Below are 25907 nucleotides of genomic sequence, written 5' to 3'. Positions count from 1 at the left end.
CCTGACTCACCTTATGGAGGTACTGTTGCCGTCGTCACGTCCGCTGCGCGTCGATGCGCGGCGCAACCGCGAGGCGCTCCTGGCCGCGGCACGGCAAGCGTTCCTCACCGGCGAGGCCGACGCGCACGTCGAAGAGATCGCTCGGCGAGCCGGGGTCGCGGTCGGCACGCTCTACCGGCACTTCGAGACACGCGAAGCCCTCGTCGAGGAGGTCTACCGTCAGGAGGTCGACCAGCTATGCGCCGCGCCCGCGGAACTCCTCGACCGGCACGCCCCGGACGAGGCCCTCCGGCGCTTCCTGCTGCTACTTGTGGAGCACGCGGCCGTGGGCAAGGGAATGGCCGTCACTCTGGAGAGCATCATGGCGACGGACTCACCGGTCTTCGATGACGCCCGAACGCAGATGGCGCAGGCCCTCGATCGGCTGCTCAAAGCGGGCACAGCATCTGGCACCCTCCGCGGCGACGTCGGCGGACACACACTGCTGCGCGCGCTGGGAGGCATCTGCGGAATGCACACCACGCAGGGCTGGCAGGACGAAGCCGTGCGCATCACCGCGCTCCTCCTCGACGGCCTGCGCTTCGGCGCGCAGAACACAGGCGGAGCTACAGCGAGTCCTGGTCGTGAGTGGTAGTGACGGTTGGAACCGTTCTTCAGTCTCATGAGAGTTGTCGTGCTGTGGGTCTCATCTGATGTGTCGCTTGATCGCGCTATGACTTTGTGTCGTGGCGAGGAAGCAGGCGAAGATGAGGCTCATGGACGCGACCCTGATCGTGGATCCGGAGATCGAGAATGTGGCCGAGTGGTGCCGGGTGAATGGCGTGAATCCGCGCACGTTCTACCGGCACCGCGCCCGGATTCGGGCCGAGGGCGAGTGGCGGCCCCGGTCGCGGCGGCCGAAGACGAGCCCGAATGCCACGCCGGAGGAGGTCGTGGCGACGATCCTGCGGTTGCGGGAGGAGCTGGCTCCGGACAACGGTGCGGACAACATTCGGGCGGAGCTGGAAACACTCGCGAACAGCCCCGGCTGGCCGGGCGGGACCCCGGTGCCGGCGCGGGCCACGATCAACCGGATCCTGGACCGCAACGGCCTGCTGGAGAAGAACCCGAAGAAGCGTCCACGCGCGTCGTGGCGCCGGTTCGCTTATGCCCGGCCGCGGGATTGCTATCAGATCGACGGCACCGAGCACACCCTGGCCGATGGCAGCGTGGTGGTGGCCATCGACGTGCTCGACGATTGCTCGCGGGTCTGGATGGCCAGCCATGTCGCGCCCGCGGAGACCCCTGCCGCCGCCCTGGCCGCGATCAGCGACGCCATCACCGACTGGGGTGCACCGGGGTTGATCCTGGCCGACAACGGTACCGCCTGGGCCCACCCGCACCGCTCCCGCGACAAGACCCTGACCAGCGTTTTCTCCCGAACCGTGGCCGCCGCCCACGGCAGCCGGGTGATCCATTCCAGCCCATATCACCCGCAGACCTGCGGCAAGGTCGAACGCCTGCACGGCACCGCCTGCGCCGCGAGAGCCGCCGCAAGGACGCCCGCGAACAGCTACGCACCGCGCACGAATCGTTGGCGGACATGGGCATGGAGGCATTCGCATTGCGCGCCGCCAACGAGTTGCGGGCGACCGGTGAGGTGGCACGGAAAAAGACCGCTGACACATCCGAGGCGCTCACCGCTCAAGAAACACTCATCGCACGGCTCGTCGCGACCGGAGCGACCTCGAAAGAAGTAGCGGCACGGCTGTTCCTCAGCCCCGCACCGTCGACGCGCACCTGCGCAACATCTTCCGCAAGCTCGGCATCTCCTCCCGACGCCAGCTCAGGGAGCCGGAGGGCATCCCGGTCGCCTGACCAGAGGTGTGGCCGCACAGCCGGTTCCCGGTGCGCGACATCCCGACGAGCGGACGTCCCCTGTCTCTCGTAAGCGCTGTGCACGCCCCGCAGGAGGTTGATTTTCGAAGAACACCCGGAGCGAAGTTCATCCGTCTCACGGACGGTAAAGGTGCCTCCGACGAGGTGATCACATCCTCGTCGTGCATGGTGATACCGACGCGATTGCCGGGCCGGGTGTCGTCGGGGTGTTCTTGCCGCCTGGGGTGGGCTGTCCGCTACGCCGACGTCCTCACCGACTGGATCAAGACACTGACACTGGAGTAAGCGACAACCAGACCACGGGGGCCTGCTTGCCTACTTCAGTCGTCCGCGTCGCGGACCACAAGAGCGATCTGCACCCGGTTCTCGACCGCCAGCTTGGCGAAAAGGTTGCCGGTGTGTGCTTTCACCGTCGCGACGCTGATATGCAGTCGTTCGGCGATCTCCGGGTTGCCCAGCCCGTCGGCGATGGCCCGCGCGGTGTCGAGCTCGCGTCTGGTCAAAGTGGACAGTTTCGCGCGCGCGGACTCACGGCGAGTGCTGGACGACCGTGGCCCGGTGGCGGCGGCGATCACCCGTGCCGTGGCCGCCGGGGACAGCACGGGATTGCCCTCGCCGACCACGCGCACCGCGTCGATGATGCGCGCCGGCGGGGTGTCCTTGAATACGAAGCCGAGCGCCCCGGTTTCCAGGGCGCCGAGCACCAGGTCGTCGGAGTCGAACGTGGTCAGCATGAGCACCTTGGGCGGTGACGGGCGGGCGAGCAGTTCGCGGGTGGCGCTGAGCCCGTCGCGGCCGGGCATGCGTACGTCCATCAGCACCACGTCCGGCCGCTGCTGTTCCACCACGGTGAGTGCGGCGTCCCCGTCGGACGCTTCCGCGACCACGGTCAGGTCCGGCTCACCGTCGAGGACCAGTCGCAGGGCCATCCGCACCAACTGGTCGTCGTCGACGATGACCACCCGCGTCGGCTCGCGCTCACTGTCCACTCAGGCTCCCCTGCCGTGATTCCGATTCGGCCAGGGTAGTCGCGCGGTGAGCTGGTAGCCGCCGCCGGGCACCGGGCGGTGGTCCAGGGTGCCGCCGGCGAGGGCGACGCGTTCGCTGAGGCCGAGCAGCCCGAATCCGGAGACCGGTGGCCGGGCGCCGGTCGTGGTGGCGGGTGCGTTCCGGACGCCGACGCGCAGTTCGTCCCCGGCGGTTCCCTCCAGGATTACCCGCACCTGTGCCCCGGGGGCGTGCTTGGCGGCGTTGGTCAGTCCTTCTTGGACGATGCGATAGCAGGTCCGCCCTATGAGATCGGACGGTTCGCCCACCACGGTGTCGATGAGCGTGACGTCCAGCCCGGAACCGCGGGAGCCGGCGATCAGGTCGGGCACTCGGTCGAGCGAGGGCTGCGGTGGTTCCGGGCGGTCCGGATCGCCCCGGAGCACACCGAGCACGTCCCGCAGTTCCTCCAGTGCCTGCTGGGATCCGTCGACGATCCCGCGGATCAGCACGCGGGTGTCCTCGGCGGCGAGGTCGCCGCGGTGGTCCAGCACCCCGGCCTGCATGGCGATCAGGGAAATACGGTGCGCGAGCACGTCGTGCATCTCGCGGGCGATCCGGTTCCGCTCCTGTGCGCGGGCCTGCGCGGCTCGTGCCCGCTGTTCCTGTTCCGCGCTTTCGGCGCGCTCCAGCAGGGACCGCGCTTCGACGCGCCGGGCACCGACGGCCGCGCCGATGGCCGCCGCGGTACCCGCGCTCAGCACGGGGACAACGAGCTGGAGCCACACCGAAACCGGTGGGGCGTCGAGCGGGTAGATGCCCGACAGCACCAGCGAAGCAGTCATGAAGGCCAGCATCACCACGCCGATCTCGACCGGGCGGCGGCGGGTCGAGATCGAGCACAAGGCCAGCAGCGCCGCGCCGGCGGCCAGCGTCGACACGCTCGAGGCGACCGTGATCGCCATGGCCACGGCGAACGGGAACCGCCGCCGCCACAGCAGCAGCGCCAGGCAGGCGAGGGCCGTCAGCGGATCGCCGGTGACCAGCCAGGAGCATGTGTTCACCGCGCATCCGGATGGCACCAGCGCGGCGGTGGAGAACCAGAAGGGGAGGCCCAGCAGCGCGGCCACCACCAGCCGCCACGCTTGGCCCCACCACCTCCATGACCGTGGTGCTGAATCCGTGCTCACCCGGTCATTGTCGCCAAATCCCGGGTCCGGCGCAGGAGCCCCAGGGCCCGTCCACCCCTCGACCGGAGTCGCACCACCGCACTCGACCCCGGGCCAATGCGGTCCAGCCGCGGGACCGATGTGCTCGCGGTGCCGAGTGGACAGACTTCTTCCCAGTCGGAGCACACACCCGCGAGCTTCGACACTGGAGGACAGGAAATGCGCAGAATCTTGCCGATCGCCCTCGCCGCGACCGCCCTGCTGGCCACCGCCGTTCCCGCCGGCTCGGCACCGGCGCGAACTTTGCCGTGGGGCGCGTGCCCGGAGGGCGTGGCCGCACCACGGCTCGAGTGCTCGACCCTCGACGTCCCGCTGGATTACCGCCACCCCGGTGGCGAGCGGATCACCATCGCGATCTCCCGGCTGGCCAGCGAAAACCCGGCCAAGCGTCGCGGAGTGCTGCTGACCAATCCCGGTGGCCCCGGCGGTGACGGACTCAGCTACCCCGCCACGCTCGCCGGTTCCGGGCTTCCCAAGGACGTGCTGGACTCCTACGACCTCATCGGGTTCGACCCACGCGGTGTCGGCCGCAGCACGCCGGTGACCTGCCAGACGACCCCGGAGCAACAGGCACGAGGTGCTTTCGCCCCGTACGCGCACACCCCGGCCGACGTCACCCGCGAAGCCGGCTACGCCCGCACCATCGCCCGGCAGTGCGCCACCTCGCCGACGGGGAAAATGTTGCCGCACACCACGACCGCGAACACCGCGCGCGACATGGATCGCATCCGGCAGGCGCTGGGCGAACCGAAGGTCTCCTTCCTCGGCGCCTCCTACGGCACCTACCTCGGTGCCGTGTACGCGACGATGTTCCCCGACCGCGGCGACCGGATCGTGCTCGACAGCAACATGGGCACCGGCGGTTACGACGTCACGACCATGCGCGGGCTTGCCCGCGGCATGGAGGACCGGTTTCCGGACTTCGCCGCCTACGCCGCCGCACACCCCGAATACGGACTGGGCATCACCCCGGAACAGGTGACCGCCAAGTACTTCGACCTGGCCAAGAGGGTGGACGCCGAGCCGGTCCAAGGCGTGAACGGAATGATCTTCCGCGGGCTCACCTTCCAATACCTCTACATCGACGCCGCCTTCCCCGCGCTGGCCAAGAGCTGGCAGGCGATCGAGGCGAACCAGCCGGTGACCATGCCGCCGGTGACCGACGTCGACAACTTCATGTCCGCCCGGCTGTACGTGATCTGCGGTGATTCGCGCTGGCCGGATTCGATCCGGGACTACCAGCGCGCGGTCTCCGTCGACCGGGTGAAGTACCCGATGCTGGGCGCGGTCACGGCCAACATCGGACCGTGCGCGTTCTGGCCGGACGAGCGCACCGAGCCGCCGGTGCGCATCGGGGGCCGGGGCCCGTCGAACGTGCTGCTGCTGCAGAACGAGCGCGACCCGGCCACGCCGTTGGCCGGAGCCCAGGACCTGCGCCGGGCGTTCGGGCAGCGGGCCACGATGGTGACCGCAGATCAGGGCGGGCACGGGCTCTACCCGTGGAGCGGCAACCAGTGCGCCAACGGCGCGGCGACGGAGTTCCTGACCACCGGGCAACGCCCCGCGCAGGACCTCGCCTGCGCGGCGGAGCCGGCCCGGTGAGCGCGCGCCTGGTCGTGTTCGACGACATGCGCGGTCGCCGGGCTGCCCGGCGGGTCAAGTCCGGCGACGGGCACGCGCTGCCGCGGTTCCGGTGGTGGCAGCTGTTCGGCCGCGCCCTGTTCTACCTCCGGCTGGCCGACGGCGAGGGCGGGCACACGGTCTACGCCGTCGACGTCCGGCACAACCGGACCGACTCCGCCGGATACGCCAACGCCGATCTGTACGTCGACGGCGGGCATCAGGCCCGGTCCCGGCTCCCCGCCGCCTTCCCCGTCCCGGGCGGCAAGATCGAGGTGAAGAAGAGCGCCTTCGGACTTAAGCGGTGTCACTACGTCACCGCTGACGGCGCCGAGCGGCGGCTCCAGCCGGACCGCGTTTCGGCCGAAGGGCGCCGCGCCCACCTAGACCACGCCCACCCCGGGCTCAGCCGCGGGATCAGCGTCCTCTCCACGATCGTGCTGCTCATCTCCTTGGCCGTCCTGGTCATGCAGCTGCTGGAGAAGCTGACCCAGTCGGCGCCGATCGCGGCACATATCGGGACCTTCACCTCGCCGGTGGACTTGCCGGGGTGGCTCAACATCGCTGTCGGTGCCGCCGCCGCGCTGGCCAGCACGGAACGGGCGCTGCGGCTGCGGTACAACTGGCTGCTCGATGGCGGGGTGGGGTGACCTTGCTCCCCCTCGTCGTCCTGGCCGGCTTCAGAACCCAGAACGTCCTGCCGTGGGACGGACGCGAGGCCGAGAAGCCCACGCCGTCCAGCGAGGTGGTGATCGAGCCGACGACCTCAATGACCTCGACGCCGAGGGGGATTTCTACGCCGACGCCCCGGAGGACGCGTGACTTCACGCTCCGGCCCCGAGCAGGCCGAGGAGCATCGCCCGGATGGCCGAGCGGCGGCCCCGCCGTCTTCTCCCCCACTACCTGAACCGTTCTCGCCGGCCGCGAAGTCGAACAACGCATCCAACGATTCCTGGAGACCCCCGGACATCGAGACCTGGAGCACGCGGCCAAGCACCTCGGGATCAGAAAGGCCACGCTCGCAGATCAAGTCCGACAACTCGAAAACGCCACCGCCATAACACTTCTCGAAGCGAACGTTGACGCTGCTCGCACCTCTCGCCCACGCCAGCGGGTGAGAAACTCGCACACGATGCACGGAACGTACTCACTCTTCTCGGCCAGAACGACAGAAGTAAGAGCGCCATCGCTGACGCGCTTCCGCACCACCGGCCAGCGAAGCATGACGAGCAGTGTCGGTAAAGTTACTGCCCACCTTTTTGAACATATTCAATAACTCCGGTTTCATCGATAATCGAATCGATCTCGCCAATGAGCGCGTCGAATTCGTGTTCCTTGTCCTTGCGAGAAGTCGCGTCAGCCGCACTCGTCGGCCCCGGCTCCGGCCGGGGTCCGTCGTCGTCTCGTTGGTGGTGTGCTTGGTGCTGTGACATGAACACTCCTCCGCTGTTATTGCCGCGACTGAGAACCGTTGTTCGGGCCGTTGAGCGCCAGCGGCAGCTCGCCCGCATTTACGAGGGATTCAACAATGTTCGAGAGCCAGGTCTGCAGCTTGGCCGGCGCATCGGCACCGACACGTGAGGCCGAAGTGTTCGGCGAGCCAGCAAGCCGTGCCGCGACGGCGATACGAAGTTCTTGCAGAGTCCAGACCCATGTCATTCGGCTGATGTCGCCACAAACTTCGATGACGCCACCGCGCGCGGGCAAAGCATCGAGCAACACCATGATCGACTGCCGCGTCCGACCGAGTCGAAGATCAAGCTTGTCTTCTGTGTTGTTCGCAAACACAGCTGCAATAACAGGGTCGTCATAACACCCCGACAACCCTCTTTCGACGCGATATCGGTAATCGGTAAGGTGTTTGCGTAACCAGTGTATCTGTCGAGGACTGAATATCCCGATGATGCTGTCACCGCAGCGATCCCAACTGATCATCCGGCTTCGGGCTCCTTACAGTGAACTGAGTCCGCGACGACGTTCGCCCAAACAAGGCGAGCAGGATCCACCTTGCCAGCGACATCGGCGGATTAACACGCAGCCTGCTCAGGTCTGCCCGAATAGGTCGAGAAACCTGGTCGGTCAGCCTCAGCGAGGCATCGTCATGACAAAGTCAGAAGGACTCTGAGCGGTCGGGGCGACGCCGCAGCCTGCGCAATGCCCAGCAATCAGAAGCGGACGATATGCCTTCGACCACAGCCAAGAGACCACTTGCCGATCTCGCAGGCAAGACAAGGTCGACATGTCACGCGCCGTGAGACCCTGCAGTCACTCACTGAGAGTGCTGTTGATCTACCTATCCTGAGTCGTTGGTTCGGGTGTTGTCCGACGAGGAACGGAGTGTCCTCAGTGGATAGTCGCATCGGCTGAAGACGGCGCAGGCATTGGCGGCACGGTCGCGGATCGCGCCTTCCACGCACCGCAACACATCTCCTCTGCGCACCCCCGGTCCTGAACAGGGTATTCGGGCCAGGGTAGAAGCACGTCGACCCGCAGTCCGCCGTCCTCCCCCGGGTACGGCGGTCACCCGGCCGTGGTGTGCGATCGTGCTGTTGATACTCGGAGCGGCCCTCGCGTGGCCGATTCCGCACGTCGCGATCGCCGCCACCGTTTCGACTTGGCTGACCATCAGCACCCATCCCGACGGGAAGACCCTGCTGCCACCATGGGGATTCGCGGCGCCGGCGGTGGTCTCCGCCGGCGTCGGCCTCTGACCGCGTGGCGGACGCCCGCTCACGGCACAGCTGCGCCTGACACCGGCGGCCTCTCCGCCGATGGCTCATTGGACAAGGCCGAACCGTCGCGGTGTGGGCTCACTCGCGGGATGAGGTCCTGGCGGGGGTACTAGCCGACGGTATCGAGGAATCGGTTGTGGCGTAGGCGGAGTGCGCGTTCGATGCTGGCCAGCGTGGCACCGATGGTGATCAAGGTGTTGAGCCACGCGGGAAGGGAGATGGGCGAGACGAAGGTCCCGAAGCGCGCCGCGACAGGCGGCAGTTTGAAGGCGACCTCGATGAGCTGCGGGATGAGCAGGAGTACCGAGATCACGAGCAGGGTGACCGACGTGACACTGAGTGCGCGGCTCAGCGCGGGGTGCTCGAGGGCGAGCTGAGCACGGCGTCCTTCGGCCGAGGAGCGATCCGGAATCAGCGGGTACTCCCCGCCCTCCGCTGCGACGTAGTGGCAGCGCTTCAGCCCGAACGGGGATTCCGCGACCTCGATAGTGCCGCCTGGGATGGGAAAGATGGCGGGGAGCCTGGATTCGGCCTGATGACGGCCGTCGAGGTAGAGGTCGGCGACGCCCTTGCCGTCGTTCGACCAGAACCGACGGCGATGAGGTACGTCAACGACGTACACCGCCCGCTGCCCGTCGTGCCCGAGTGCGAGTGAGTACAGCGATCGCGCGAAGGGCTGCCACCAGCGGAATGGCTTCAGTTCCCGCCCGGTACCGGGCTTCACCCGCTTTGCCGCGCGACGTCGGCTCCACTCGTTCATAAGAGCGTCTCCTCTCCTCCGCCGACATCGCCGGCGGAGATCGATTCAGTGAGGGTCAGGACAGGACGGTCGTCGCACTGAGCATGGTGCACCGCCCGGCATCGTGCGATTTATCAGCCGCTGGTGTTCGGCGATCACGATGCGAGCACCAGCGGCACAAGGAAGTAGATCTCGATGGCCTCGTACATCGCACCGATGACGAAGAGTGCGAGTGCCGGGAGCCAGTGCCAGCCAAGTCGGCTCAGACCGCGTACGTATCCAAGGGGACCGCGAGTGACGGGAGGGTGATGAGCAACAACGCGGTCGGGAACACCTTGACGAGGAAGATGACCGTGCCGAACACCCAGCCGTCGCCGACGATCGCGTTGGCGAGCGCCCCCGAAGGTCAGCGCGGATTATCTGGAACGACTTGTGGGAGAGAGGCACGGGTCCACGTCCATTTCGTTAGTCGGGCAACCGCATGCCGGCCGTTTCGACCACAGTTTCTAGTACACTGTACTAATGCGGCAAGCGGCGACAGTATCACAGTGTATTAGAGGCGGTGTCGGTGGAACAGGAGCCGAGTGTCGGCAGCCGGGACAGGATCCTTCAGGCGGCCGTGGCGATGTTCGGAGAGAATCCGGGTGCACGGCTCAGCGTGCGGGCAGTCGCGGCGCGGGCCAGGGTGAGCACCGGCTCGCTCAGGCATCACTTCCCGACGCAGCGCGCATTGCAGGACGCCGTACTCACCGGCATCTACGACATGGTCACCTCGAGCGACAGGATCCACGACCGATCAGCACCGGCGCGGGACCGGCTGATCGATTGCCTGCGGAAAGTGCTCGCTCTTGCCGGCGTGGGCGAACAGGCACGGGCAGGTTGGGGCGAGATCTTCAAGACATATATCGAGCCTGAACCGACCGACGAGAACCGCGCAGCGTATCTCACTGTCGAGCGGGGAGCGCAACACCGCGTCGAGCACTGGCTCACCGTCCTGAGCAACGAAGGCGCGCTCGCCGAGGGCGACAACAGCCGGCGTGCCAGATTCCTCGTGACCGTCCTCAACGGACTCTCCATCGCGAGAGCCTTACCCTCCGAAGAATCGATCCTGGCCACCGAAACCGAGACGCTGCACGCAGCCGTCGACCACGTCCTCAATTCCCGATTCTGACGGCCGGGCACAGAGCCGCCTTTGCGGAAAGGTGAAGCCGTACCTCGCAAGTAGTCGACTACTTGCGAGGTACGGCCGGAGGTGGCGGCAGCGACCGAGTGTCAGCGAAGAGCCGCGGCGGCTTGAGCGACCAGCCAGCTTTCCGCTTGCTCGTAGGTCCAGCCATTGTCATCGTGCAAGGTGAAGTAACCGGAGTATCCGAAGTAGAACCAGAGGATGTCGCTCGCCTGCGCGACCGTCGTTCCCTCGCGCAGACCGCCGACGTCGCGGAGCCGGGTGGCGACGGTTTCGATGGCATCGCGGTAGCGCGTCGTGGCCACGCGCAGGTTCTCGGCGACCTCGGGGTTGTGTGGCGCGGTCGACAGCACCAGCCGCATGATGTCGCCGTATGTCTCACGCATGGACCTGACCACGGCGGCGGTATGCCGCAGTATCTCGTCCGGGTCGGTGAGGGTCTCGATCCGAGAGAGGGTCTGCGCCACGATCGGCGCTTGGCTCCACAAGTCGACCAGCGTCCGGATCAGGCCCTGTTTGCCGCCGGCCACCGCATACACCGTGGCCGGTGCGACGCGGGCCTCCGCCGCGATGTCGTCGATCTTCGTCGCGAAGAATCCGTTACGGGCGAAGAGCAGACGCGCCGCGTCGGTGATGGCGGTGCGGGTGGCTGCGGCGTACTCGGCGCGGCGGCCTCTCGAAAGCTCGGTCATGGCAATCGCAGCATAGCCCGGGGTCCCTTCGTCAGAGTTTCACTCTGATGAGTATATCGGTACTCTGACGACGTGAGTGACATGCTGACATCCGGAACGGAATACGAAGCAGCCCTGTCGATCTGGAACGGTGCGGTGACCAGCCGTCCGCTTGCCGTCCTTCGATGTGTGGACACGGCTGATGTCCAGGCCGGGGTTCGGACCGCCCGGGAGAAGGGTCTCCCGTTGTCGGTCCGCGGCGGCGGGCACGACTGGGCCGGTCGCGCGCTGGCCGACGGCGGACTGACTCTCGACCTGAATCCGATGCGACAGGTGAGCGTCGACCCGGCCACCGCGGTCGCCACCGTGGCGGGCGGCGCCACCGCGGCCGACGTGGCCGCGGCCGCGCAGCGGGCCGGACTGGTCGCGGTGACCGGGACGGCCGGTTCGGTCGGTATGGCCGGCTTGACGCTCGGCGGTGGTTACGGGCCGCTGAGCGGCCGGTTCGGTCTCGCCGCCGACAACCTGCTGTCGGCCGACGTAGTGCTCGCCGACGGCACGCTGATCACCGCCGACGACGAGCACGAGCCCGAGTTGCTCTGGGCGCTGCGCGGTGGTGGAGGCAATTTCGGCGTGGTCACCACGATGCGGATCCAGCTGCACGCGGTCCCGGCGATCCTGGCCGGGATGATCATGTATCGGTTCGACGCCCTTCCGGAATTGGAGGAGTCGCTGCTGCGCGGGCCGGACGAGCTGACCGTGCAAGCCGGCTTCATCACCACCCCGACCGGTGAGCCGGCGCTCTTCGCCGCACCGACCTGGTGCGGCGATCCCGAGGCGGGAACCCAGGTGCTGCAGCGGCTCACCGCGCTCGGCGAGCCGCTGGCGGCGCAGGTCGGGCCGACCACGATGGTCGATCAGCTCGCACAGATCGACGCGATGTTCCCGGCCGGTCGCCACGTGGAGATCGCGACGCGGACAGTCACCGGACTCGACCGTACCGTTCAGGAGACCTTGCTCGAGACCGCGAGCGCCAAGACCTCGCCGCTGTCCGCGATCTCGCTGCACAGCCTTCATGGGGCGGCCGCTCGCGTGCCTGCCGACGCCACCGCTTTCCGCAACCGGACGCCGCACCTGATGGTCGAGACCATCGCGGTCTGGGAGCCAGGGGACGCCGGTGAAGAGCGACACCGGGTCTGGGTACGGGGAACCGACCGCCTTCCGGGCGGTTATCCCAATCTGCTCGGGCCGGAGGACACAGAGCGCACCGCCGCCGTCTTCGGGCCGAATGCCGAGCGACTGCTGGCCGCCAAACAAAGGTACGACCCTGAACTCGTGTTCCACGCCCCAGGCAGGCTCTGACGGCCGATATCCGCGCCACCCACCGTTGACGGAGGAGTGAAGTGACCTGGAGTACCCGCGAGATCGCTCAACTCGCCGGCACCACACTGCGAGCGGTACGCCACTACCACGACATCGGGCTGGTGGCGGAACCACAGCGGCGTGCCAACGGCTACAAGCAGTACGGGGTGGCTCACCTTGTCCGGATCCTGCGCATCAAGCGCCTGACGGACCTCGGGTTCTCGCTGTCCCAGATCGCGACCATGGATGACACCGACCACCAGCCCGCGGAGGCCCTGCGCACCCTCGACGCCGAACTCGCGGCCACCATCGAACGTCTCCAACGCGCTCGCGTCGAACTCGGCGTCATCCTGCAGCAACCGACGCCGGCCGAACTGCCACCCGGCTTCGTGGACTCCGACGTCGTGGCGAGGATGTCGGACGCCGACCGCTCATTCATCGTCGTGCTGACCCGGGTCCTCGGAGCAGAGACCCTGGGAGCCTGGGCGGACATGCTGCGTGAGCCCATCACCGACCCGGTAGCCGGACGGTTCGACACGCTTTCCGCGGACGCCGATGAGCAGACCCGCGCCACTGTGGCCCGGGACCTGGTCCCGTACGTACGCAAGATGTACGCGAAGCATCCTGAAGTGAAGATCACGAACGCCGGCACCCGGCACAGTGCGAGCTACGTCAAGCAGGCCGTCGGCAAGGCCATGACGGAGCTCTACAACAGCGCGCAGCTGGACGTTCTCCGGCGCACCAGCCAACTGCTGTCCGGCCCGCACGACGATCCAGCTCAGTAATCCGGGCTGTGGTCGCGAAGCGCTGCAGGACCTCGACCTGCACGGGGTGGTTTCCTCGAGGGCGCGGAACGTCTGTTCCGCGCCCCTCGCCCGAACTCCGGATCGGGCACGGTCGACGTCAGCCCCGCCGGCAGGTCTGGTCACCGGCCGGCATGGAGCCGTCGACCAGGTAGGAAGTGGTGAGGTTCAGCGCGCAGGCGTTACCACCGGTCACGTAGACACCATGCCACTCCCGTCGACGGTGACCAGCCGGGAGCGCTTCTCAGCACGTTGCGCGGCCCCTTGTCGTTGATCGCGACGGGCGGCTCGGACGGCTCGTGCTTCCAGAAGGCGCACGGGGTGATGTTGGCGCTGGCCGCGCCGAACAGCGGGTACCGCTCGCGGTCCTGCGCGACGCTCCGCCGGTAGGTGTCCACGTCCTCGGGCCACTCGATGTCGTTGCAGGTCACCGCCAGGAACACGGTGAGGGCGTTGTCTCCAGGGTTGGGTGCCGCTGCCGTCCCCGCGGTCGCGGCTGCCGGCGTCTTGCCGGGGTTCAGCAACGACTGCCAGAGCTGGGCGCGGGCGCCGTACTGGATCTCGTTGAAGAGGAGGCCGAGGGTGAGCTGCCGGAAGATGGGACCGGTGATCCCGTCGGGCGACGGTGTCCGGTCGAGCCGTTCAGCGATGCGAAAGTAGGTCTCGCGCACCTGCTCCGGCGTGCGGCCCAGCCCGTAGGAGTCGTGCCGCGCCGCCACCCACTTCGCGAAGTCGGGGAACGTCTGCTCCATGCCGAGCCCGTACCGGCGCAGTCCGTCCCGGTCGAGGTGGGTGTCGCCGATGTTGCTGTTCAGCACGATCCGGTCGGTGCTGTCCGGGAACAACGAGACGTACGCCGCGCCCAACGCCGTGCCGTAGGACGCCCCGTAGAAGCTGGCCTTCTTCTCATCCGAACCTGTGCCCTCGGGGCACAGTCAAGTGGACGCCGGGGAGCGCCGCGAGCTGTCGACAAGATCACACCGATAGGGGTTGAGTGTGCCGCTACGGCCGAGTGTCTCCTCGAAGGCGCACCTAGCCCACGATCGATCCCGGAGACTTCCATGGCCTTGTACGACTCCGGCCCGCCAGTGGACCGGTCCAGCTCACCGGTAACTCGGCGGCGCACCACCGGTCGCGTCGGTGCCGCTGTCGGGGCGACGGCGGTACTCGCGTTGACGGCCGCCTGCACGAGCACCCCGACCTCGGCGGGTTCTGAGTCGCAGCCGTCTCCTGCCGGATTGACGGCGTACTACGGGCAGAAGCTGAAGTTCGGCTCGTGTGAGGGCTTCGGCTCCACACCGGGGGAGAAGAAGCTCTACGCCGCGCCTTTCGAGTGTGCTCGGCTGAATGTGCCGCTGGACTACCAGGATCCGAAGGGAAAGACCATTCAGGTCGCCGTGCTCCGGCTTCCCGCCCAGGGGGACCCCGGTCAACGCATCGGCTCGCTGGTGCTCAACCCCGGCGGCCCGGGCGGTTCGGGCATGACCCAGGCGACGACGTTCAGTACCGCGTTCGCGAAGAGCCCGCTGCCGCAACGGTTCGACGTGGTGGGGTTCGATCCGCGCGGGGTCGGGTCGTCGACGCCCGCGATCAACTGTTTCACCGACCAGGAACGCGATCGCGGCGAGGACCAGACCACACTGCTGGCCTCGTCGGGCAAGTGGAGCGAGGACGACACCCGGCGCCTGGCGGAGCGATGCGCGAAGGGCTCGGGCGGGAAGGAGATCCTGGCCGCGGTCGGCACCCGTAACACCGCCCGGGACATGGACATCCTGCGCTCGGCTCTGGGCGACGAGAAGCTGACCTACGCGGGGCAGAGCTACGGCACGCGGCTCGGCGCGGTCTACGCCGAGATGTTCCCCAAGAATGTGCGCGCACTGGTACTGGACGGCGTGGTGGACCCCACCCTGGAGAACCCGCCGCGGCGGCTCACCCAGCAGGCCGGCTTCCAGCAGAACTTCGAAAAGCTGGCAGCCGCTTGCGCCACCGACAAGGACTGTCCACTGGGGACCGACCCGGCCCAGGCCACGGAAGCCTTCCAGAAGCTGGTCCAGCCGCTGATCGACAAGCCGGTCCCCGCCGGCAACGGGCGCACGCTGAACTTCAACCAGGCCACCGGAGGCGTCACCGCCGGCCTGTATTACCCCGAGGTCTGGCCGGTGCTCATCAAGGGCCTCGCCCAGCTCAAGCAGGGCGACGGGACGAAGATCATGGAGGTCGGCGACCTGTTCGGCGGCCGGGACGCCTCAGGCGTGTGGACCAACTTCTCCGAGGCGAACCTCGCTGTCAACTGCAACGACGAGGTGCGCCGCACGCCCGAGGAAGAAGCCCGGCTGCGCGCCGACATCGTCCGGACCAGCCCGTACCTGGCGACCGGCGAGAAGGTCGAAGGAGGCAGCCGGGACGCGTGCGAATCCTGGCCTGGTGAGCCCAGCCTCGGCATTCCCTACGCGCAGGACGTCAAAGGGCTGCCCGACACCTTGATCATCTCCATCACCGGCGACCCGTCCACCCCTTACGCGGCAGGCAAGGTCCTGGCCGACGAGATCGGCGGCACCGTGCTCACCGTCGAAGGTGCACGGCACACCGTCGCGCAAGAGGGGATCAACCCCTGCGTCAACGCGGCCTTCGCCACCTACCTCATCGACCTGAAAGTCCCCAAGGAAGACCAGCACTGTCGACTCTGACCAGGACCGCTGATCATCGATCTGAGCACAACGACAGGAAGGACCGCATGCGCCACTCTGAAGCACACCCGATCCTGCGCCCGCTGGGGGCGTTCGAGCGCATCATCGACCTCTACATCAGTCGCAACCCAGTGCAGTTCTCGCTCATCATCGAACTCAGGTCGCCTGTCTCGGCACAGCAGCTGGAGCGCGCGCTCGCGCAGCTGCAGCAAACGCATCCGCTGCTCGCCGTCGGCATCGACCGCACCGGCGATCGCCCGGCATTCCGCCGGTCGACCGGGCTCATTCCGGTCCGAGCGGCCCGCACGGGCGACTGGCGGGAAGCGGCGGCGGAGGAGCAGACGCGTCCCATCGACGCCAACGGGAGTCCTCTGGCGCGCGCGACGTTCTTGAGCGACGGTCCTGGTGACCGTGGAACCGTCGTCCTTTTGACGTTCTCCCACCAGATCGCCGACGGACGCGGCGCACTCCGCGCAGCACAAGACCTCCTCGCGATCCTCGACGGGCAGACGCTCCCGGCTCGGCCGGCGCCTATCGACCAGGAGAGTCTGCTCGAGCGCCTACCCCAGGCAGAGCAGCCGGTCGAGCACGCCCCAGGCACTGCGACGGACCCGCCTGTCGCCACGATCCGCCCGTTCGACACCACGGCACCGAGCATCGAGGTCGCCGAACTCGACCCTGCGACGACCGAACACCTTCGCTCAACCGCTCGTGCCCACGCTTCAACCGTCCAAGGCGCACTCTGTGCCGCCGCCGCACAAGCACTCACCGCGCTCACCGGCGCCGACAGCATCCGCATCAATGTGCCCATCGACCTCCGCTCGGTACTCGGTCTCGGTGATGACGTCGTGAACCGCTTCACGGCGACGACTGTCGTCATGCGGGCACCCGCGCACAGCACGCTTTGGTCCCTCGCCCAGGACGCGACGGCGCAACTGCGCACGGCACGCGACGGTGCCCGCGACGCGGCACTCATGCTGGCCTCGCTCAATCCCGCCGACGCCGTGGAGGCAGAGGCGGCGATGCTCGCCGCCACCACCGCCGACCTGGAGATCACCAACCTGGGGACCTACGAGCCGAACACGCCGTCCGCGGCCGCGATCTGGGGGCCGACGATGACGACACAGGTCCGGAACGAACGGATCCTCGGCGTCGTCACGCACGCCGGGTCGCTACGAATCGTCCTGACGACGCACGGCGACACAAAGGGTCTACCCGCCGACATCGCTAGCCGCCTGACACGACTGCGAGGTTGAGGAGGGGATAGTCTCGCGGCCCTGAGTGATCACGTGCCGTCCCAGGGCCGCAAGGGAAAGCGTGCACGTCGCGAAGTAGAACGTGGGCGTACCACAGGCATCACGCACGAGGGCCCACCTGACCGACGTCCGGCGCGTGCAACTTCAGGCCGACCCCATAGACGGTATGCAAAAAGCGTGGCTTCCCCGCCATCTCTCCCAGCTTTTCACGGAGCCGGGAGGTATAGGTGTTCACACTGAATTTCCCGTACGCGTGGCCGCCCCATAACGCCTTTTGGAGATCAAGCCGACCGAAGACGTGACCGGGCCGGCGAGCAAGCATGAGCAAGAGGTCGAATTCGCGTCCGGAAAGTTCAAGCGGACAGTCGTCCAAGGTCACAGTTCTCGCCACAGGACTGATCCGCAAAGATCCGACAACGATATCGGGCCCGGCGGCAACCCTTGCCGCCACCGGAAGACCGTTCCGGTGGCGGCGGACCATCGCTTTGACCCTGGCCAGAAACTCCACTCCGCTGACGGTCGGAGGCAGACACTCATCGGCGCCTGCTTGAAAAATTGCCACGACATCTGCCTCGTTCTGGTGAACGGTGAGCACCAGGATCGGCACCGACCGAGCCGAGAGCAGTTCCTCTATCACCGCGATAGTGCTGGTAAGACTGGAAACCTCCATACTCAAAATCACGGCGGCATGCTCACTGCCGCGAACAGCCGACTTCGCGTCGTTCAGCGATCTGACACGATCGATCCGGTAGACCGATTTGATCAGTATCGCCAGTCGATTTTCCGCGCTCGAACCATCAGCCAAGACTAGAATGCGATCCATACTACGATTATGGGCAAAAACCCGTCCATGCCCCACAATTATCGGCAACTCGATCTTCATGAGGCCGAATTTATGCCCCAAGACACATCTCAGAGTACCTTTTTGCACATTGATTCGAAGCCTTGACATCTTTTCGCCGACCTCGAAAAGTTCGCACAGCTGACCGTTTCCTTCCCGCCGCGTCCGAGGACCGGCCCGGCGGACACGAAGGTGGCTTTCAAGCGTTTCCGGTGCCGTCGGCAAAGTCGGCATCTTGCAGGTCGGGCAACTATTCGTCATGACGCAGGCTGACGATGAAGGAATTAGGACGTTGAGTATCCCAATTCCTTCATGGACGCGGGGTCAAGGCACCTTCGTCCCCAAAGGCACCTTCGTGTCGCTCCGGACTGAATCCGATTACTCTCGAGATGGCCGCGGTCGGCAACCTGGTGCGTCACCGCTGCTGATGCGCCGGGGCCGACAGTGTCTTGTTCGGAGGTTCGGCGAATTTCAGTCCAGCGGATCACGATTCGATCCAGTTGTGCATGAGCGCGACATCCAGGATCTTTTCCCTGATCACCACAATATCTTTGGCGGCGAGATCTGGTACGGCGGCGAGCAACACTTCGGTCACCTCATGGCCGAGCTCGTCTCGCTTCACCATATAGCACGCCTCGCCCGGCGGCGCGGCCACTTGTGCGGAAACGCCGGACTTCGCTTCGTCGACCCGGATGGGGTCCGCGAGGCGCACGCAGGACGCTTTGAGTCCACGGTCTCCTTCGTCCACCTGGAACTCCACTCGCACGCCGGGGGCGAGCAGCGCTTTGTCCATTTCAAGATCATTGACGTGAACGAAGACGTCTTCGAGGCCCTGATCCGGAGTGATAAATCCGTAGCCGCGCAACTCGTCGTACCGAATCAATCTTCCAGCGGTGATCCCATTCACGACCATAAAAAACCACCAACCCACCCAAGTCGATACTTCATGCCAGCATACCTTCGGCAAGCGCAATCCGCGCTGGCCGGATTGTTTCACGGACTCCCCGGATGACTCACACGTCGCGTCATGCGAGGTACTTTCAGCCAGCCGGAATCATCCGAACGGTCATGGACTGTTCGTGAAGACGTTCGACATGGAACGAGATCGAAGAGAGCAAGGGCGACGAACCACAAGAGGTGTCGTGCGGTACGGAGTGGGCGTGGCCCGAACGTGCAAGGCTGCGCTGTCGGGTTCTTCAGTGAGATCTCGGGCTGACGGTGTCCCGTATGGACCGATGTCGCCACCGAAAGGGCAGTGCCCCCAGCATAAGTGCGACGACATCGCGAGTCCGCGCTACGCTCGCCGCGTCGGCGTGCAGCCGTGTCGACTGGTCGCCGGAAAGGAACGTGCGTGGTGTCGTATGGCGTCGGTATCGACCTCGGAACGTCGTTCACCGCGGCCGCGGTCGCGACCGCGGCCGGGCTGCGGATGGTACCGCTGTCCCCGGACATCGTCGTGCCGTCCATCGCCGCGCCGGGGCCGGGCGGCACTCTGGTCACCGGGTCGGCCGCCGTGGCACACGCCGGCGCGGTCCGTGGCTTCAAACGGCGCCTCGGTGACCCCACCAATCTCAAGCTCGGCGATACCTCTCATACCGCCGCAGCCCTGATGGCCGCGCAACTCCGCGACGTGCTCACCCACGTCACCACCACCCAGGGCGCTCCGCCGGACACCATCGCCCTCACCTGTCCCGCCATCTGGGGCCCGTACCGCCGCGAACGCTTCGCCGAGGTCCCCCGCCTCGCCGGCCTCGACGACTACACCCTCATCACCGAGCCCGAGGCCGCCGCGACGCACTACACCAACGAGCGCCGGCTCGGCAACGGCGAGATCATCGCCGTCTACGACCTCGGCGGCGGCACCTTCGACTCCACGATCCTCCGCGTCACCCCGCAAGGCATGGAGATCGTCGGCACACCGGAGGGCATCGAGCACGCGGGCGGCATCGACTTCGATTACAGCCTGTTGGCGCACATCGATGACAAACTCGACGGCGCCATCAGCGCCCTCGATCTCGAAGCGCCCGCCGACGCCGCAGCCCTCACCGGCATCCGGCACCTCGTCACCGGCGCCAAGGAACAACTCTCGATCGAGCCCGACGTCACTCTCACCATCCCGCTCCCCTCCGGCGAGCAACAGATCCAGGTTTCCCGCCTCGACCTCAACGCGATCATCGAGCCCACCGTCGGGCTCACCACCGCGGCTCTCCACCGCGCCATCGGCAGCGCAGGCCTGACCGCCAACGACGTCTCAGCTGTCCTGCTCGCGGGCGGGTCCAGCCGCATCCCGTTCATCCACCAGACCCTCGCACAGCATTTCGACAAGCCCATCAGGGCATCGCTCCACCCCAAGCACACCGTCGCACTCGGCGCCGCTGCTGCCGTCACCACACTCGCGCCTCGCCCTGCGGCGCGGCCGCGGGCACAGACAGCGTCGGCCGCACTCCCGAACCACCGGTACGCCCAGGAGCAACGACCGGTCGCGCCGCCGCCGGACTCCGCTCCCCGCCCGTCGCTGGTAGCCGCTCAGCCCAATGCACCGCTGTACGCCCCCTCCACTTCCCCAACGCCGCTTCCGACGGCGTCCACGGAGTGGAATTCCGAACGCACGGCATGGTTGGTCGCGGGCACGGCGACGGTCGTCGCGATTGTGGCGATCGTGGCGCTCGTCGTGGTCCTCACAACGAGTTAATGGGCGCGCGAACAGGGCCGGTGGATGGCGTCGGTCGCTTCGATGGTGACCGGTGTCGTCTTCGCCCCCTGAGGTCAGATCGCGCCGGTTCGCAACGCGAAGGCGACAGCATGAGCCCGGGTGGCGAGGCCATGTCGTTTCATCAGGCTGTAGAGAACGCTTTTCACGGTGCTGGGCGAGTAGGCGAGTTGCCGGCCGATCTCCGCGGTGCTGTGCCCGTCGGCCAGGAGACGGAGCACGTCGCGTTCCTTGGCGGACAGCCCGGACAGAGTGAACCCATGGGGCTCAAGAATGTCCCGCCTTATCCGGTCGAGGTGGGACAGCAACCGTCCTTGGACCAGGGGTGGCAGGCACGCCGCGCCCTCACTCACCGCGAGGACCGCCCGTACCATGTCCTCACCGTTGACGCTGCGTCGCGGCAACATCGCGGCCATGCCGCACTCGATCGCCGAAATCGGCACCACGGAGTCGAACTGATCGGTGATGATCACACATCGCGGTGGCGACTCCGACGACGCCCGCACCTTACGCAGCGACGCGAAAACCCGGCTGTCGACGCGCTCTTCGACAACCACGATCACCTCGGCCCGATGGACCTCGCCCTCGGGCAGTACCTCGACCCGCCCGTCATCGGCGAGCATGTTGGACGCCCCACCGGCAGTCAGCGGATCCGACGCCCACACCACCACTTTCACCACGGTGGGCTCACCGCGCTGCTCGGGCCGCGAACCGGACTCTGCTGTCGACATCGCTTATCTCCGCTCGCCACGGCGCTCGGCACCCTCCGGGCCCACCGCGGCGACGCCGCTGGACGCCAACCTGTGGCCCGAGTTCCCGAAACCGGGAGCGGCGCTACAACGCTCCACGCCTTCACACCCCCGATACGGCTGGTCACCCGTTCCGAGTTCACCGGATCGCCTGGAGCGCCGCTGCTTCACCTGATCTTCATCCGGCGGGATGGTCATGGCACCCGGGCTGGCAACCGACTTCGCCGCTCGTGGTCCGCTTCGCGCTTGTCGCCTTCTCATTTCGCGGGGGTGCGCGCGGGGCCGGTTTTCCGGGTCATCCACCAGACGACGGCGGTGATGAGGACCAGCATGGCGCTCGGAATGAGGTTGGCGATGGAGCCTGCTATCGCCCCACGGTTGCTGAGTTCACCGCCGAGATCGACGTGCAGCGTCGTACCGAGCACGAGGGCCGTGACGTTGTAGACGACGTGGAGGACGACGGCGATCTCGAGTCCACCGGTGCGCCACGTGATGATCGCCAGTGATCCGAACAGCACGAGGTACGAGGTAAGGATGTAGGGATCGAGCGAGCCGTGGATGAGTGAGAACAGGATGGTCGGGAAGATGATGCCGATCGCGGCGCCGAAGCGTGCACCGCGGGTCCATCCGCCGACGATACGGAACATGAAGCCACGGAACCCGTACTCTTCACCGGCCGCCGCCAAGGGTGTCAACAACATCCCGATCACGAAGAACGCCACGAGGTCGGCTGTCGTCCACGGAACCCGGTCACTGGGCGTCAGGAAGAAGCCGATGGAGATGACGACCAGCAGCCCAGGGCCGAAGGCGAGTAGCGATCGACCGAAGACGCCGTACCGGAAGCGTCCGGTCACGGAGTGCAGGGAGCCGAAAGGGACTCCGTAGAGCACGCGTTGCAACAACATGCAGTAGGGAATCAGCACGCCGAGGGACAGTGCGCCGGCGGCTTGCACGAGTGGGGTGAAGCCGGTGCGCCCGAGAATCTGTGTGTCGATGGCGGCCGCGCCGAGCAGGAACAATCGCGCGAAGCCTACGAAGCCGGCGAAAAGCAGGAAGATCGCGAGGATGCCGCGGAGGATTCTGCGCTTTTCGCCCGCGTACACGCGGTGGTATTCGACGGCAGGGGGAACGCGGGGCGTCGGTACCGATTCGTCGAGCTGGAGGAGCCAGTTCGAGGTGGTGTTCGACATGGTTGTTTCCTTTCGTGAGCCTGGCCGGCGAGGTGGTCGATCCAACTCGATCGACAGCGGCAGGGAAGCGCCGCTGCTGGTCACCGGCTCCGAGCCCCGACTAGTACAGTGTGACAGCCAACGATGAGGTAAGCTATCACACTGTGACAGCCAGTTGTCACGAGGAGGGCGGACATGAGTAGTCGACCGGCGGAGCCAGGAACGCGCGACAAGATTCTGATCGCCGCGGCGACGATGCTCGGTGAGAATCCGACCGCGCGGTTGAGTGTTCGTGCGGTCGCCGCACGCGCTCAGGTGAGCACGGGTTCGCTACGGCACTTCTTTCCCACACAGCGTGCCCTCATCGACACCGTCATCGCCGGGATCTACGACGTCGACATTCCCGACGATCCGATCAACGATCACACACTGACGCCGGCCGAGCGCCTTATCGCGTGCTTGCGACTGATCCTCGCGCAAGTGGGTGTCGGCGATCGTGCTCGAGAGCAATGGCGCGCCCTGTACGAGGCGTACGTGGCATCGACCCCGTCCGACGATGAGGCGGCCACCTACCATGCGCTCGAGCGCATGAGCCGCCATCGCATCGAGCGATGGCTGGACACGCTCATCAAGGAAGGCGCGATTCCCGCGGGCGAGATCGAGCAGCGGGCGCGATTCCTCGCGACCGTGATGACCGGCCTCATGACGGAACGCGCTCTGCCGGCCGAGGCGGTGCGGATCGAGACCGAAACGGAAACGCTCCGCCTCGCCGTCCACGCCGTCACGTCTGCATTCGGCCAGACCCCAGGCCCTGCCGCAGCACCCTGACCATCGTTCCGAAAACGATCGTCGAGAGAGCGCCCGTCCGCATGCCATACCGGGTCGCGAGTGGTGATGATGGATATAGAGGGCTAAGGCGAACTTGGCGTGTTCGGGCGGGATGGTGGCTTGGGTGACGTGGCGCCGTACTCGCGTGCTTGGAGCCGGATCTCGCGTGCTTGGAGGCGTAACACCCGAGTGCGGGAGCCTGGCACGCGAGTCCCGTCTCTGAGGACTGCAGCCAAGTAGCGAAGGCCCCTTCGCTACCTTCAGCGTCAATGCGAGGGACTTAAGGGGTGGCACCCGCCGTTCCCGATCGTCCACAAGGGACGCAAGTCAGGTAGAAATGTCTGTTTAGCTACTGTTTGACCGTATCCTTAGGTCCGTGAAGGCCTCCTTACCTACCTTCAAGGTAGGTAAGGAGGCCTTCACGGACTTCCCACACCTCGTCGGCGGCCGACTGTCGCTCGCATCGGGCCGTTACGACCGGGAAAGCTTCCCGAGCTGGGCAAGCGCACCAGAAACAAGCCAAGCCGCTGCCCTTAAGTCCCTGGCATTGACCTTCAGCGTAAGCAAGGGGACCTTCACGGCAACGAGCCGATCCACGCCATATTTGCCTTACCTCTGAATAGAACCGCCATTACCACTCACGACCGCGTTCAGGTGTCCGTACGCTCCGCCAACGCCGGTTCCCACGGGACCACCCGCAGTTCGGTCGGATCCTGGCCACTGTTCGCGTAGAGCGCGGCGACCTCGTCGTCGTCCAGCATCAGCGTTTCGCGCATGAAGTCGCCGGTCAGCCGCACGGCCGCGGGACCGGCGGCGTTGAAGAGTACATCCACCTCGTCGACGAGCAGTTCGACCAGCTCATCGAGGTCGATCCGCCGCCAGTCCGGCGCGGTGAGCTGCTTGCGGTGCGGCTCACCGGTCGCCACGACGACGCACAGGATGTCGTCGGGAGACTTCGTGATCAACGGCCTGCCGTCCCCGTTCATCGCGATATCGAAAAGCGTCTCGCGCGCCAGTAGCTGGATCTGCTCGATTCCCGCGCGACCCAGCAAAACCAGCCGCAGCACCGCGTCGAACGGATCGGACGGCGAATTCTCGTCGGTCGGCACGTAGTCCGGGTTCGCCCGGAACTTGCCGATCCTGCCCTCGTCCTCGACGGGCCACAGACCCACGACCGCCTCGAGCGGAGGGGCCTCGTTCTCGGACTTCGGGCTCCACTGTGGATCCATCAGCAGGAACCAGTTCTCCAGCGGGCCTTCAGTCTCCGTGTCCTCGGTTGTCGTGCTCGTGGTGGCCATCATGATGCCTTTCTCGTGCCGCCTCGTGGGGTGTGCGCAGGGAACACGCGTACTTCGAACGCGTCGACGTCGGCGAGTGGGGCCTGGCCTTTCACGGTGGGGTCGAACACCTCGACCACTTCGCCCCTGTTGGCGGCCCACAGCAGGTGACCGACCGTCTCCCGGCCCTGAATGTCGTTGCGGCGCAACCAGAGCAGCGCGAACGAGTCGACGGGCAGCGCCGCGGCCCAGTGCGCGTATGGTCGATCTTCGCTCAGTTCATCGATCTGCTCGGTCAGCGAGCCGAACCATTCCGGCGGGCCCGGTTCGGTCTCGGGTGGCGCGGGCAGACCGGTGACACCGCGATCCCACTGCTCCAACCAGGTCCAGGGATCTCGGTTCGGCAGCCGGAATGGGGCCCCACCAGGCGCCTTCGGCACCAGCAGCGCGGCATCGAGCATCTGGTGCCGCCAGTCGCCAGTCTCCCGAAACCTCGTCGTGGTACAGGGAAACAACCAGCCACGCCAGGTCTCGTCGTCCAGGGTCGGCGCGACGAGCTCGACCTGTCCTCCGTACACAGCGTCGAGCCAGCCACGTGCCTTCGCCACCGCGGCCGGGAAGTCGGCGGCGACCGCCTGCCCGGACTCCTCGTCGTACCGGGCGTACAGCAGGTGCCCGGTCAGTGCCCTGCCGTCGAGCCGCCGCCGCAACCACACCACGCCGCGAGTGCCCGCGCCGCCCTCGAGCACCTGCCACCAGGAGTCGCACACCGCCACCTCGGCGGAGGGAAAGTGCTGGGACAGCATCCGGTCCCACCATCCCGGTTCCTCGTCGGCGGACTGCCACGGACCCGCCGAAGCCGGCCGGCCGTCGAGCGCGGCGTCCATGGCGACGACGCAGTTGCATGCGTTGTCCCACCACCGCCACGGTTCGCTGTCACCGGGCGCGAAGTCCAGGTTGACGTTCTCGTCCAGCGGTTCGGCGTTGGCGACGGGGAACGGCTCCCGGCCATCCCGCGGCACGCAGATCGTGGCCGCCAGCATCGGTTCACGGACCTTCGCGTAGCCGCCGTAGGTGCGATCCAGCCAGGCCCGCGCTCGCCCGGCGAGGTCAGTCATGATCCTTCCTCACGTGTACGAGTATCCGTTGCCCGGCGGTGTCCCGTGGCCGACATTGCCCGATC

Annotated in this window: 27 protein-coding genes; 13 read left to right on the top strand and 14 right to left on the bottom strand. The window is 66.7% G+C overall.

The window, feature by feature from the left end:
• Positions 1-25 precede the first annotated feature (25 nt).
• From ACZ7KI_RS32430 to ACZ7KI_RS32420, 3 genes are all read left to right on the top strand, one after another.
• A complete protein-coding gene (locus ACZ7KI_RS32430) occupies positions 26-634 on the top strand; it encodes a TetR/AcrR family transcriptional regulator (RefSeq protein WP_470276840.1) in 609 nt (202 codons plus the stop codon).
• Positions 635-755: 121 nt separating this feature from the next.
• Positions 756-1739, top strand: coding sequence for a transposase family protein (locus ACZ7KI_RS32425; RefSeq protein WP_470276839.1), 984 nt, complete (start codon positions 756-758; stop codon positions 1737-1739).
• Positions 1666-1857: a LuxR C-terminal-related transcriptional regulator gene (locus ACZ7KI_RS32420; RefSeq protein WP_470276858.1), complete on the top strand. Its 192-nt coding sequence runs from the start codon at positions 1666-1668 to the stop codon at positions 1855-1857. Before ACZ7KI_RS32425 ends, ACZ7KI_RS32420 begins: the two co-directional genes overlap by 74 nt.
• A 341-nt stretch (positions 1858-2198) precedes the next feature.
• Here ACZ7KI_RS32420 and ACZ7KI_RS32415 read toward each other — a convergent pair whose 3' ends face one another.
• Positions 2199-2867 (bottom strand): response regulator transcription factor, encoded by a 669-nt coding sequence (locus ACZ7KI_RS32415; protein WP_470276838.1) that lies wholly within the window; start codon positions 2865-2867, stop codon positions 2199-2201.
• The gene (locus ACZ7KI_RS32410; RefSeq protein ID WP_470276837.1) at positions 2868-4055 is read right to left on the bottom strand and encodes a sensor histidine kinase; all 1188 of its coding nucleotides are present in this window, start codon (positions 4053-4055) and stop codon (positions 2868-2870) included.
• Positions 4056-4253: 198 nt separating this feature from the next.
• Here ACZ7KI_RS32410 and ACZ7KI_RS32405 point away from each other — a divergent pair, with 198 nt between their 5' ends.
• Positions 4254-5696, top strand: a complete 1443-nt coding sequence (locus ACZ7KI_RS32405; RefSeq protein WP_470276836.1) for an alpha/beta hydrolase — start codon at positions 4254-4256, stop codon at positions 5694-5696.
• Entirely contained in the window at positions 5693-6364 is a 672-nt protein-coding gene (locus tag ACZ7KI_RS32400; RefSeq protein WP_470276835.1) for a hypothetical protein, read from the top strand. Before ACZ7KI_RS32405 ends, ACZ7KI_RS32400 begins: the two co-directional genes overlap by 4 nt.
• Before the next feature lie 594 nt (positions 6365-6958).
• Here ACZ7KI_RS32400 and ACZ7KI_RS32395 read toward each other — a convergent pair.
• Positions 6959-7147, bottom strand: coding sequence for a ubiquitin-like protein Pup (locus ACZ7KI_RS32395; protein WP_470276834.1), 189 nt, complete (start codon positions 7145-7147; stop codon positions 6959-6961).
• Between the two features lie 16 nt (positions 7148-7163).
• Positions 7164-7649 (bottom strand): DUF2017 family protein, encoded by a 486-nt coding sequence (locus ACZ7KI_RS32390; RefSeq protein WP_470276833.1) that lies wholly within the window; start codon positions 7647-7649, stop codon positions 7164-7166.
• 608 nt (positions 7650-8257) lie between these two features.
• On the opposite strand from ACZ7KI_RS32390, the gene ACZ7KI_RS32385 reads away from it, so the two are divergent.
• On the top strand, positions 8258-8425 hold the full coding sequence (locus ACZ7KI_RS32385; RefSeq protein ID WP_470276832.1) for a hypothetical protein: 168 nt from the start codon (positions 8258-8260) through the stop codon (positions 8423-8425).
• Positions 8426-8555: 130 nt separating this feature from the next.
• Here ACZ7KI_RS32385 and ACZ7KI_RS32380 read toward each other — a convergent pair whose 3' ends face one another.
• Complete coding sequence (locus ACZ7KI_RS32380; protein ID WP_470276831.1) at positions 8556-9206, bottom strand: hypothetical protein; 651 nt, start codon at positions 9204-9206, stop codon at positions 8556-8558.
• A 547-nt stretch (positions 9207-9753) separates the two neighbouring features.
• Here ACZ7KI_RS32380 and ACZ7KI_RS32375 point away from each other — a divergent pair.
• Positions 9754-10356: a TetR/AcrR family transcriptional regulator gene (locus tag ACZ7KI_RS32375; protein ID WP_470276830.1), complete on the top strand. Its 603-nt coding sequence runs from the start codon at positions 9754-9756 to the stop codon at positions 10354-10356.
• Positions 10357-10457: 101 nt separating this feature from the next.
• On the opposite strand, the gene ACZ7KI_RS32370 is transcribed toward ACZ7KI_RS32375, so the two are convergent.
• On the bottom strand, positions 10458-11063 hold the full coding sequence (locus ACZ7KI_RS32370) for a TetR/AcrR family transcriptional regulator (RefSeq protein WP_470276829.1): 606 nt from the start codon (positions 11061-11063) through the stop codon (positions 10458-10460).
• 81 nt (positions 11064-11144) lie between these two features.
• Here ACZ7KI_RS32370 and ACZ7KI_RS32365 point away from each other — a divergent pair, with 81 nt between their 5' ends.
• Together ACZ7KI_RS32365 and ACZ7KI_RS32360 are read left to right on the top strand one after the other, a co-directional pair.
• Complete coding sequence (locus tag ACZ7KI_RS32365) at positions 11145-12404, top strand: FAD-binding oxidoreductase (protein WP_470276857.1); 1260 nt, start codon at positions 11145-11147, stop codon at positions 12402-12404.
• 41 nt (positions 12405-12445) lie between these two features.
• Positions 12446-13189, top strand: a complete 744-nt coding sequence (locus ACZ7KI_RS32360; protein ID WP_470276828.1) for a helix-turn-helix domain-containing protein — start codon at positions 12446-12448, stop codon at positions 13187-13189.
• 118 nt (positions 13190-13307) lie between these two features.
• On the opposite strand, the gene ACZ7KI_RS32355 is transcribed toward ACZ7KI_RS32360, so the two are convergent.
• Together ACZ7KI_RS32355 and ACZ7KI_RS32350 are read right to left on the bottom strand one after the other, a co-directional pair.
• On the bottom strand, positions 13308-13403 hold the full coding sequence (locus ACZ7KI_RS32355) for an alpha/beta hydrolase (RefSeq protein WP_470276827.1): 96 nt from the start codon (positions 13401-13403) through the stop codon (positions 13308-13310).
• Positions 13390-14073: a hypothetical protein gene (locus ACZ7KI_RS32350; RefSeq protein WP_470276826.1), complete on the bottom strand. Its 684-nt coding sequence runs from the start codon at positions 14071-14073 to the stop codon at positions 13390-13392. The genes ACZ7KI_RS32355 and ACZ7KI_RS32350 overlap by 14 nt, the downstream gene beginning before the upstream one ends.
• Before the next feature lie 195 nt (positions 14074-14268).
• Between ACZ7KI_RS32350 and ACZ7KI_RS32345 the strand changes: the two genes are divergently transcribed.
• Both ACZ7KI_RS32345 and ACZ7KI_RS32340 read left to right on the top strand, forming a co-directional pair.
• Complete coding sequence (locus ACZ7KI_RS32345) at positions 14269-15894, top strand: alpha/beta hydrolase (protein ID WP_470276825.1); 1626 nt, start codon at positions 14269-14271, stop codon at positions 15892-15894.
• A gap of 47 nt (positions 15895-15941) precedes the next feature.
• Complete coding sequence (locus tag ACZ7KI_RS32340) at positions 15942-17150, top strand: phthiocerol/phthiodiolone dimycocerosyl transferase family protein (protein ID WP_470276824.1); 1209 nt, start codon at positions 15942-15944, stop codon at positions 17148-17150.
• A gap of 100 nt (positions 17151-17250) precedes the next feature.
• Here the strand turns inward: ACZ7KI_RS32340 and ACZ7KI_RS32335 are convergent, their stop codons facing one another.
• Positions 17251-18033, bottom strand: a complete 783-nt coding sequence (locus tag ACZ7KI_RS32335) for a response regulator transcription factor (RefSeq protein WP_470276823.1) — start codon at positions 18031-18033, stop codon at positions 17251-17253.
• Positions 18034-18475: 442 nt separating this feature from the next.
• On the bottom strand, positions 18476-18988 hold the full coding sequence (locus ACZ7KI_RS32330) for a cold shock domain-containing protein (protein ID WP_470276822.1): 513 nt from the start codon (positions 18986-18988) through the stop codon (positions 18476-18478).
• 354 nt (positions 18989-19342) lie between these two features.
• Between ACZ7KI_RS32330 and ACZ7KI_RS32325 the strand changes: the two genes are divergently transcribed.
• A complete protein-coding gene (locus ACZ7KI_RS32325) occupies positions 19343-20683 on the top strand; it encodes an Hsp70 family protein (RefSeq protein WP_470276821.1) in 1341 nt (446 codons plus the stop codon).
• A gap of 74 nt (positions 20684-20757) precedes the next feature.
• On the opposite strand, the gene ACZ7KI_RS32320 is transcribed toward ACZ7KI_RS32325, so the two are convergent.
• Together ACZ7KI_RS32320 and ACZ7KI_RS32315 are read right to left on the bottom strand one after the other, a co-directional pair.
• On the bottom strand, positions 20758-21432 hold the full coding sequence (locus ACZ7KI_RS32320) for a response regulator transcription factor (RefSeq protein ID WP_470276820.1): 675 nt from the start codon (positions 21430-21432) through the stop codon (positions 20758-20760).
• A 275-nt stretch (positions 21433-21707) separates the two neighbouring features.
• The gene (locus ACZ7KI_RS32315) at positions 21708-22724 is read right to left on the bottom strand and encodes a lysostaphin resistance A-like protein (RefSeq protein WP_470276819.1); all 1017 of its coding nucleotides are present in this window, start codon (positions 22722-22724) and stop codon (positions 21708-21710) included.
• Between the two features lie 90 nt (positions 22725-22814).
• Here ACZ7KI_RS32315 and ACZ7KI_RS32310 point away from each other — a divergent pair, with 90 nt between their 5' ends.
• Entirely contained in the window at positions 22815-23447 is a 633-nt protein-coding gene (locus ACZ7KI_RS32310; RefSeq protein WP_470276818.1) for a TetR/AcrR family transcriptional regulator, read from the top strand.
• Positions 23448-24097: 650 nt separating this feature from the next.
• On the opposite strand, the gene ACZ7KI_RS32305 is transcribed toward ACZ7KI_RS32310, so the two are convergent.
• Together ACZ7KI_RS32305 and ACZ7KI_RS32300 are read right to left on the bottom strand one after the other, a co-directional pair.
• Positions 24098-24748 (bottom strand): type VII secretion system-associated protein, encoded by a 651-nt coding sequence (locus ACZ7KI_RS32305; protein ID WP_470276817.1) that lies wholly within the window; start codon positions 24746-24748, stop codon positions 24098-24100.
• Positions 24745-25842 (bottom strand): YrhB domain-containing protein, encoded by a 1098-nt coding sequence (locus tag ACZ7KI_RS32300; protein ID WP_470276816.1) that lies wholly within the window; start codon positions 25840-25842, stop codon positions 24745-24747. The genes ACZ7KI_RS32305 and ACZ7KI_RS32300 overlap by 4 nt, the downstream gene beginning before the upstream one ends.
• Between the last annotated feature and the right edge of the window lie 65 nt (positions 25843-25907).

This window comes from Amycolatopsis sp. NPDC039088 (genome assembly GCF_055598845.1).
The sequence above is the reverse complement of the archived record's forward strand: the minus strand, read 5'-3'. Positions and strand labels throughout refer to the sequence as shown.

What these genes read in the sequence shown, in the direction of transcription:
- ACZ7KI_RS32300 (WP_470276816.1), bottom strand. Translation starts at nt 25,842, where the DNA reads ATGACTGACCTCGCCGGGCGAGCGCGGGCCTGGCTGGATCGCACCTAC.
- ACZ7KI_RS32335 (WP_470276823.1), bottom strand. Translation starts at nt 18,033, where the DNA reads ATGAAGATCGAGTTGCCGATAATTGTGGGGCATGGACGGGTTTTTGCC.
- ACZ7KI_RS32405 (WP_470276836.1), top strand. Translation starts at nt 4,254, where the DNA reads ATGCGCAGAATCTTGCCGATCGCCCTCGCCGCGACCGCCCTGCTGGCC.
- ACZ7KI_RS32305 (WP_470276817.1), bottom strand. Translation starts at nt 24,748, where the DNA reads ATGATGGCCACCACGAGCACGACAACCGAGGACACGGAGACTGAAGGC.
- ACZ7KI_RS32340 (WP_470276824.1), top strand. Translation starts at nt 15,942, where the DNA reads ATGCGCCACTCTGAAGCACACCCGATCCTGCGCCCGCTGGGGGCGTTC.
- ACZ7KI_RS32370 (WP_470276829.1), bottom strand. Translation starts at nt 11,063, where the DNA reads ATGACCGAGCTTTCGAGAGGCCGCCGCGCCGAGTACGCCGCAGCCACC.
- ACZ7KI_RS32365 (WP_470276857.1), top strand. Translation starts at nt 11,145, where the DNA reads ATGCTGACATCCGGAACGGAATACGAAGCAGCCCTGTCGATCTGGAAC.
- ACZ7KI_RS32390 (WP_470276833.1), bottom strand. Translation starts at nt 7,649, where the DNA reads ATGATCAGTTGGGATCGCTGCGGTGACAGCATCATCGGGATATTCAGT.
- ACZ7KI_RS32310 (WP_470276818.1), top strand. Translation starts at nt 22,815, where the DNA reads ATGAGTAGTCGACCGGCGGAGCCAGGAACGCGCGACAAGATTCTGATC.
- ACZ7KI_RS32345 (WP_470276825.1), top strand. Translation starts at nt 14,269, where the DNA reads ATGGCCTTGTACGACTCCGGCCCGCCAGTGGACCGGTCCAGCTCACCG.
- ACZ7KI_RS32395 (WP_470276834.1), bottom strand. Translation starts at nt 7,147, where the DNA reads ATGTCACAGCACCAAGCACACCACCAACGAGACGACGACGGACCCCGG.
- ACZ7KI_RS32320 (WP_470276820.1), bottom strand. Translation starts at nt 21,432, where the DNA reads ATGTCGACAGCAGAGTCCGGTTCGCGGCCCGAGCAGCGCGGTGAGCCC.
- ACZ7KI_RS32380 (WP_470276831.1), bottom strand. Translation starts at nt 9,206, where the DNA reads ATGAACGAGTGGAGCCGACGTCGCGCGGCAAAGCGGGTGAAGCCCGGT.
- ACZ7KI_RS32425 (WP_470276839.1), top strand. Translation starts at nt 756, where the DNA reads ATGGACGCGACCCTGATCGTGGATCCGGAGATCGAGAATGTGGCCGAG.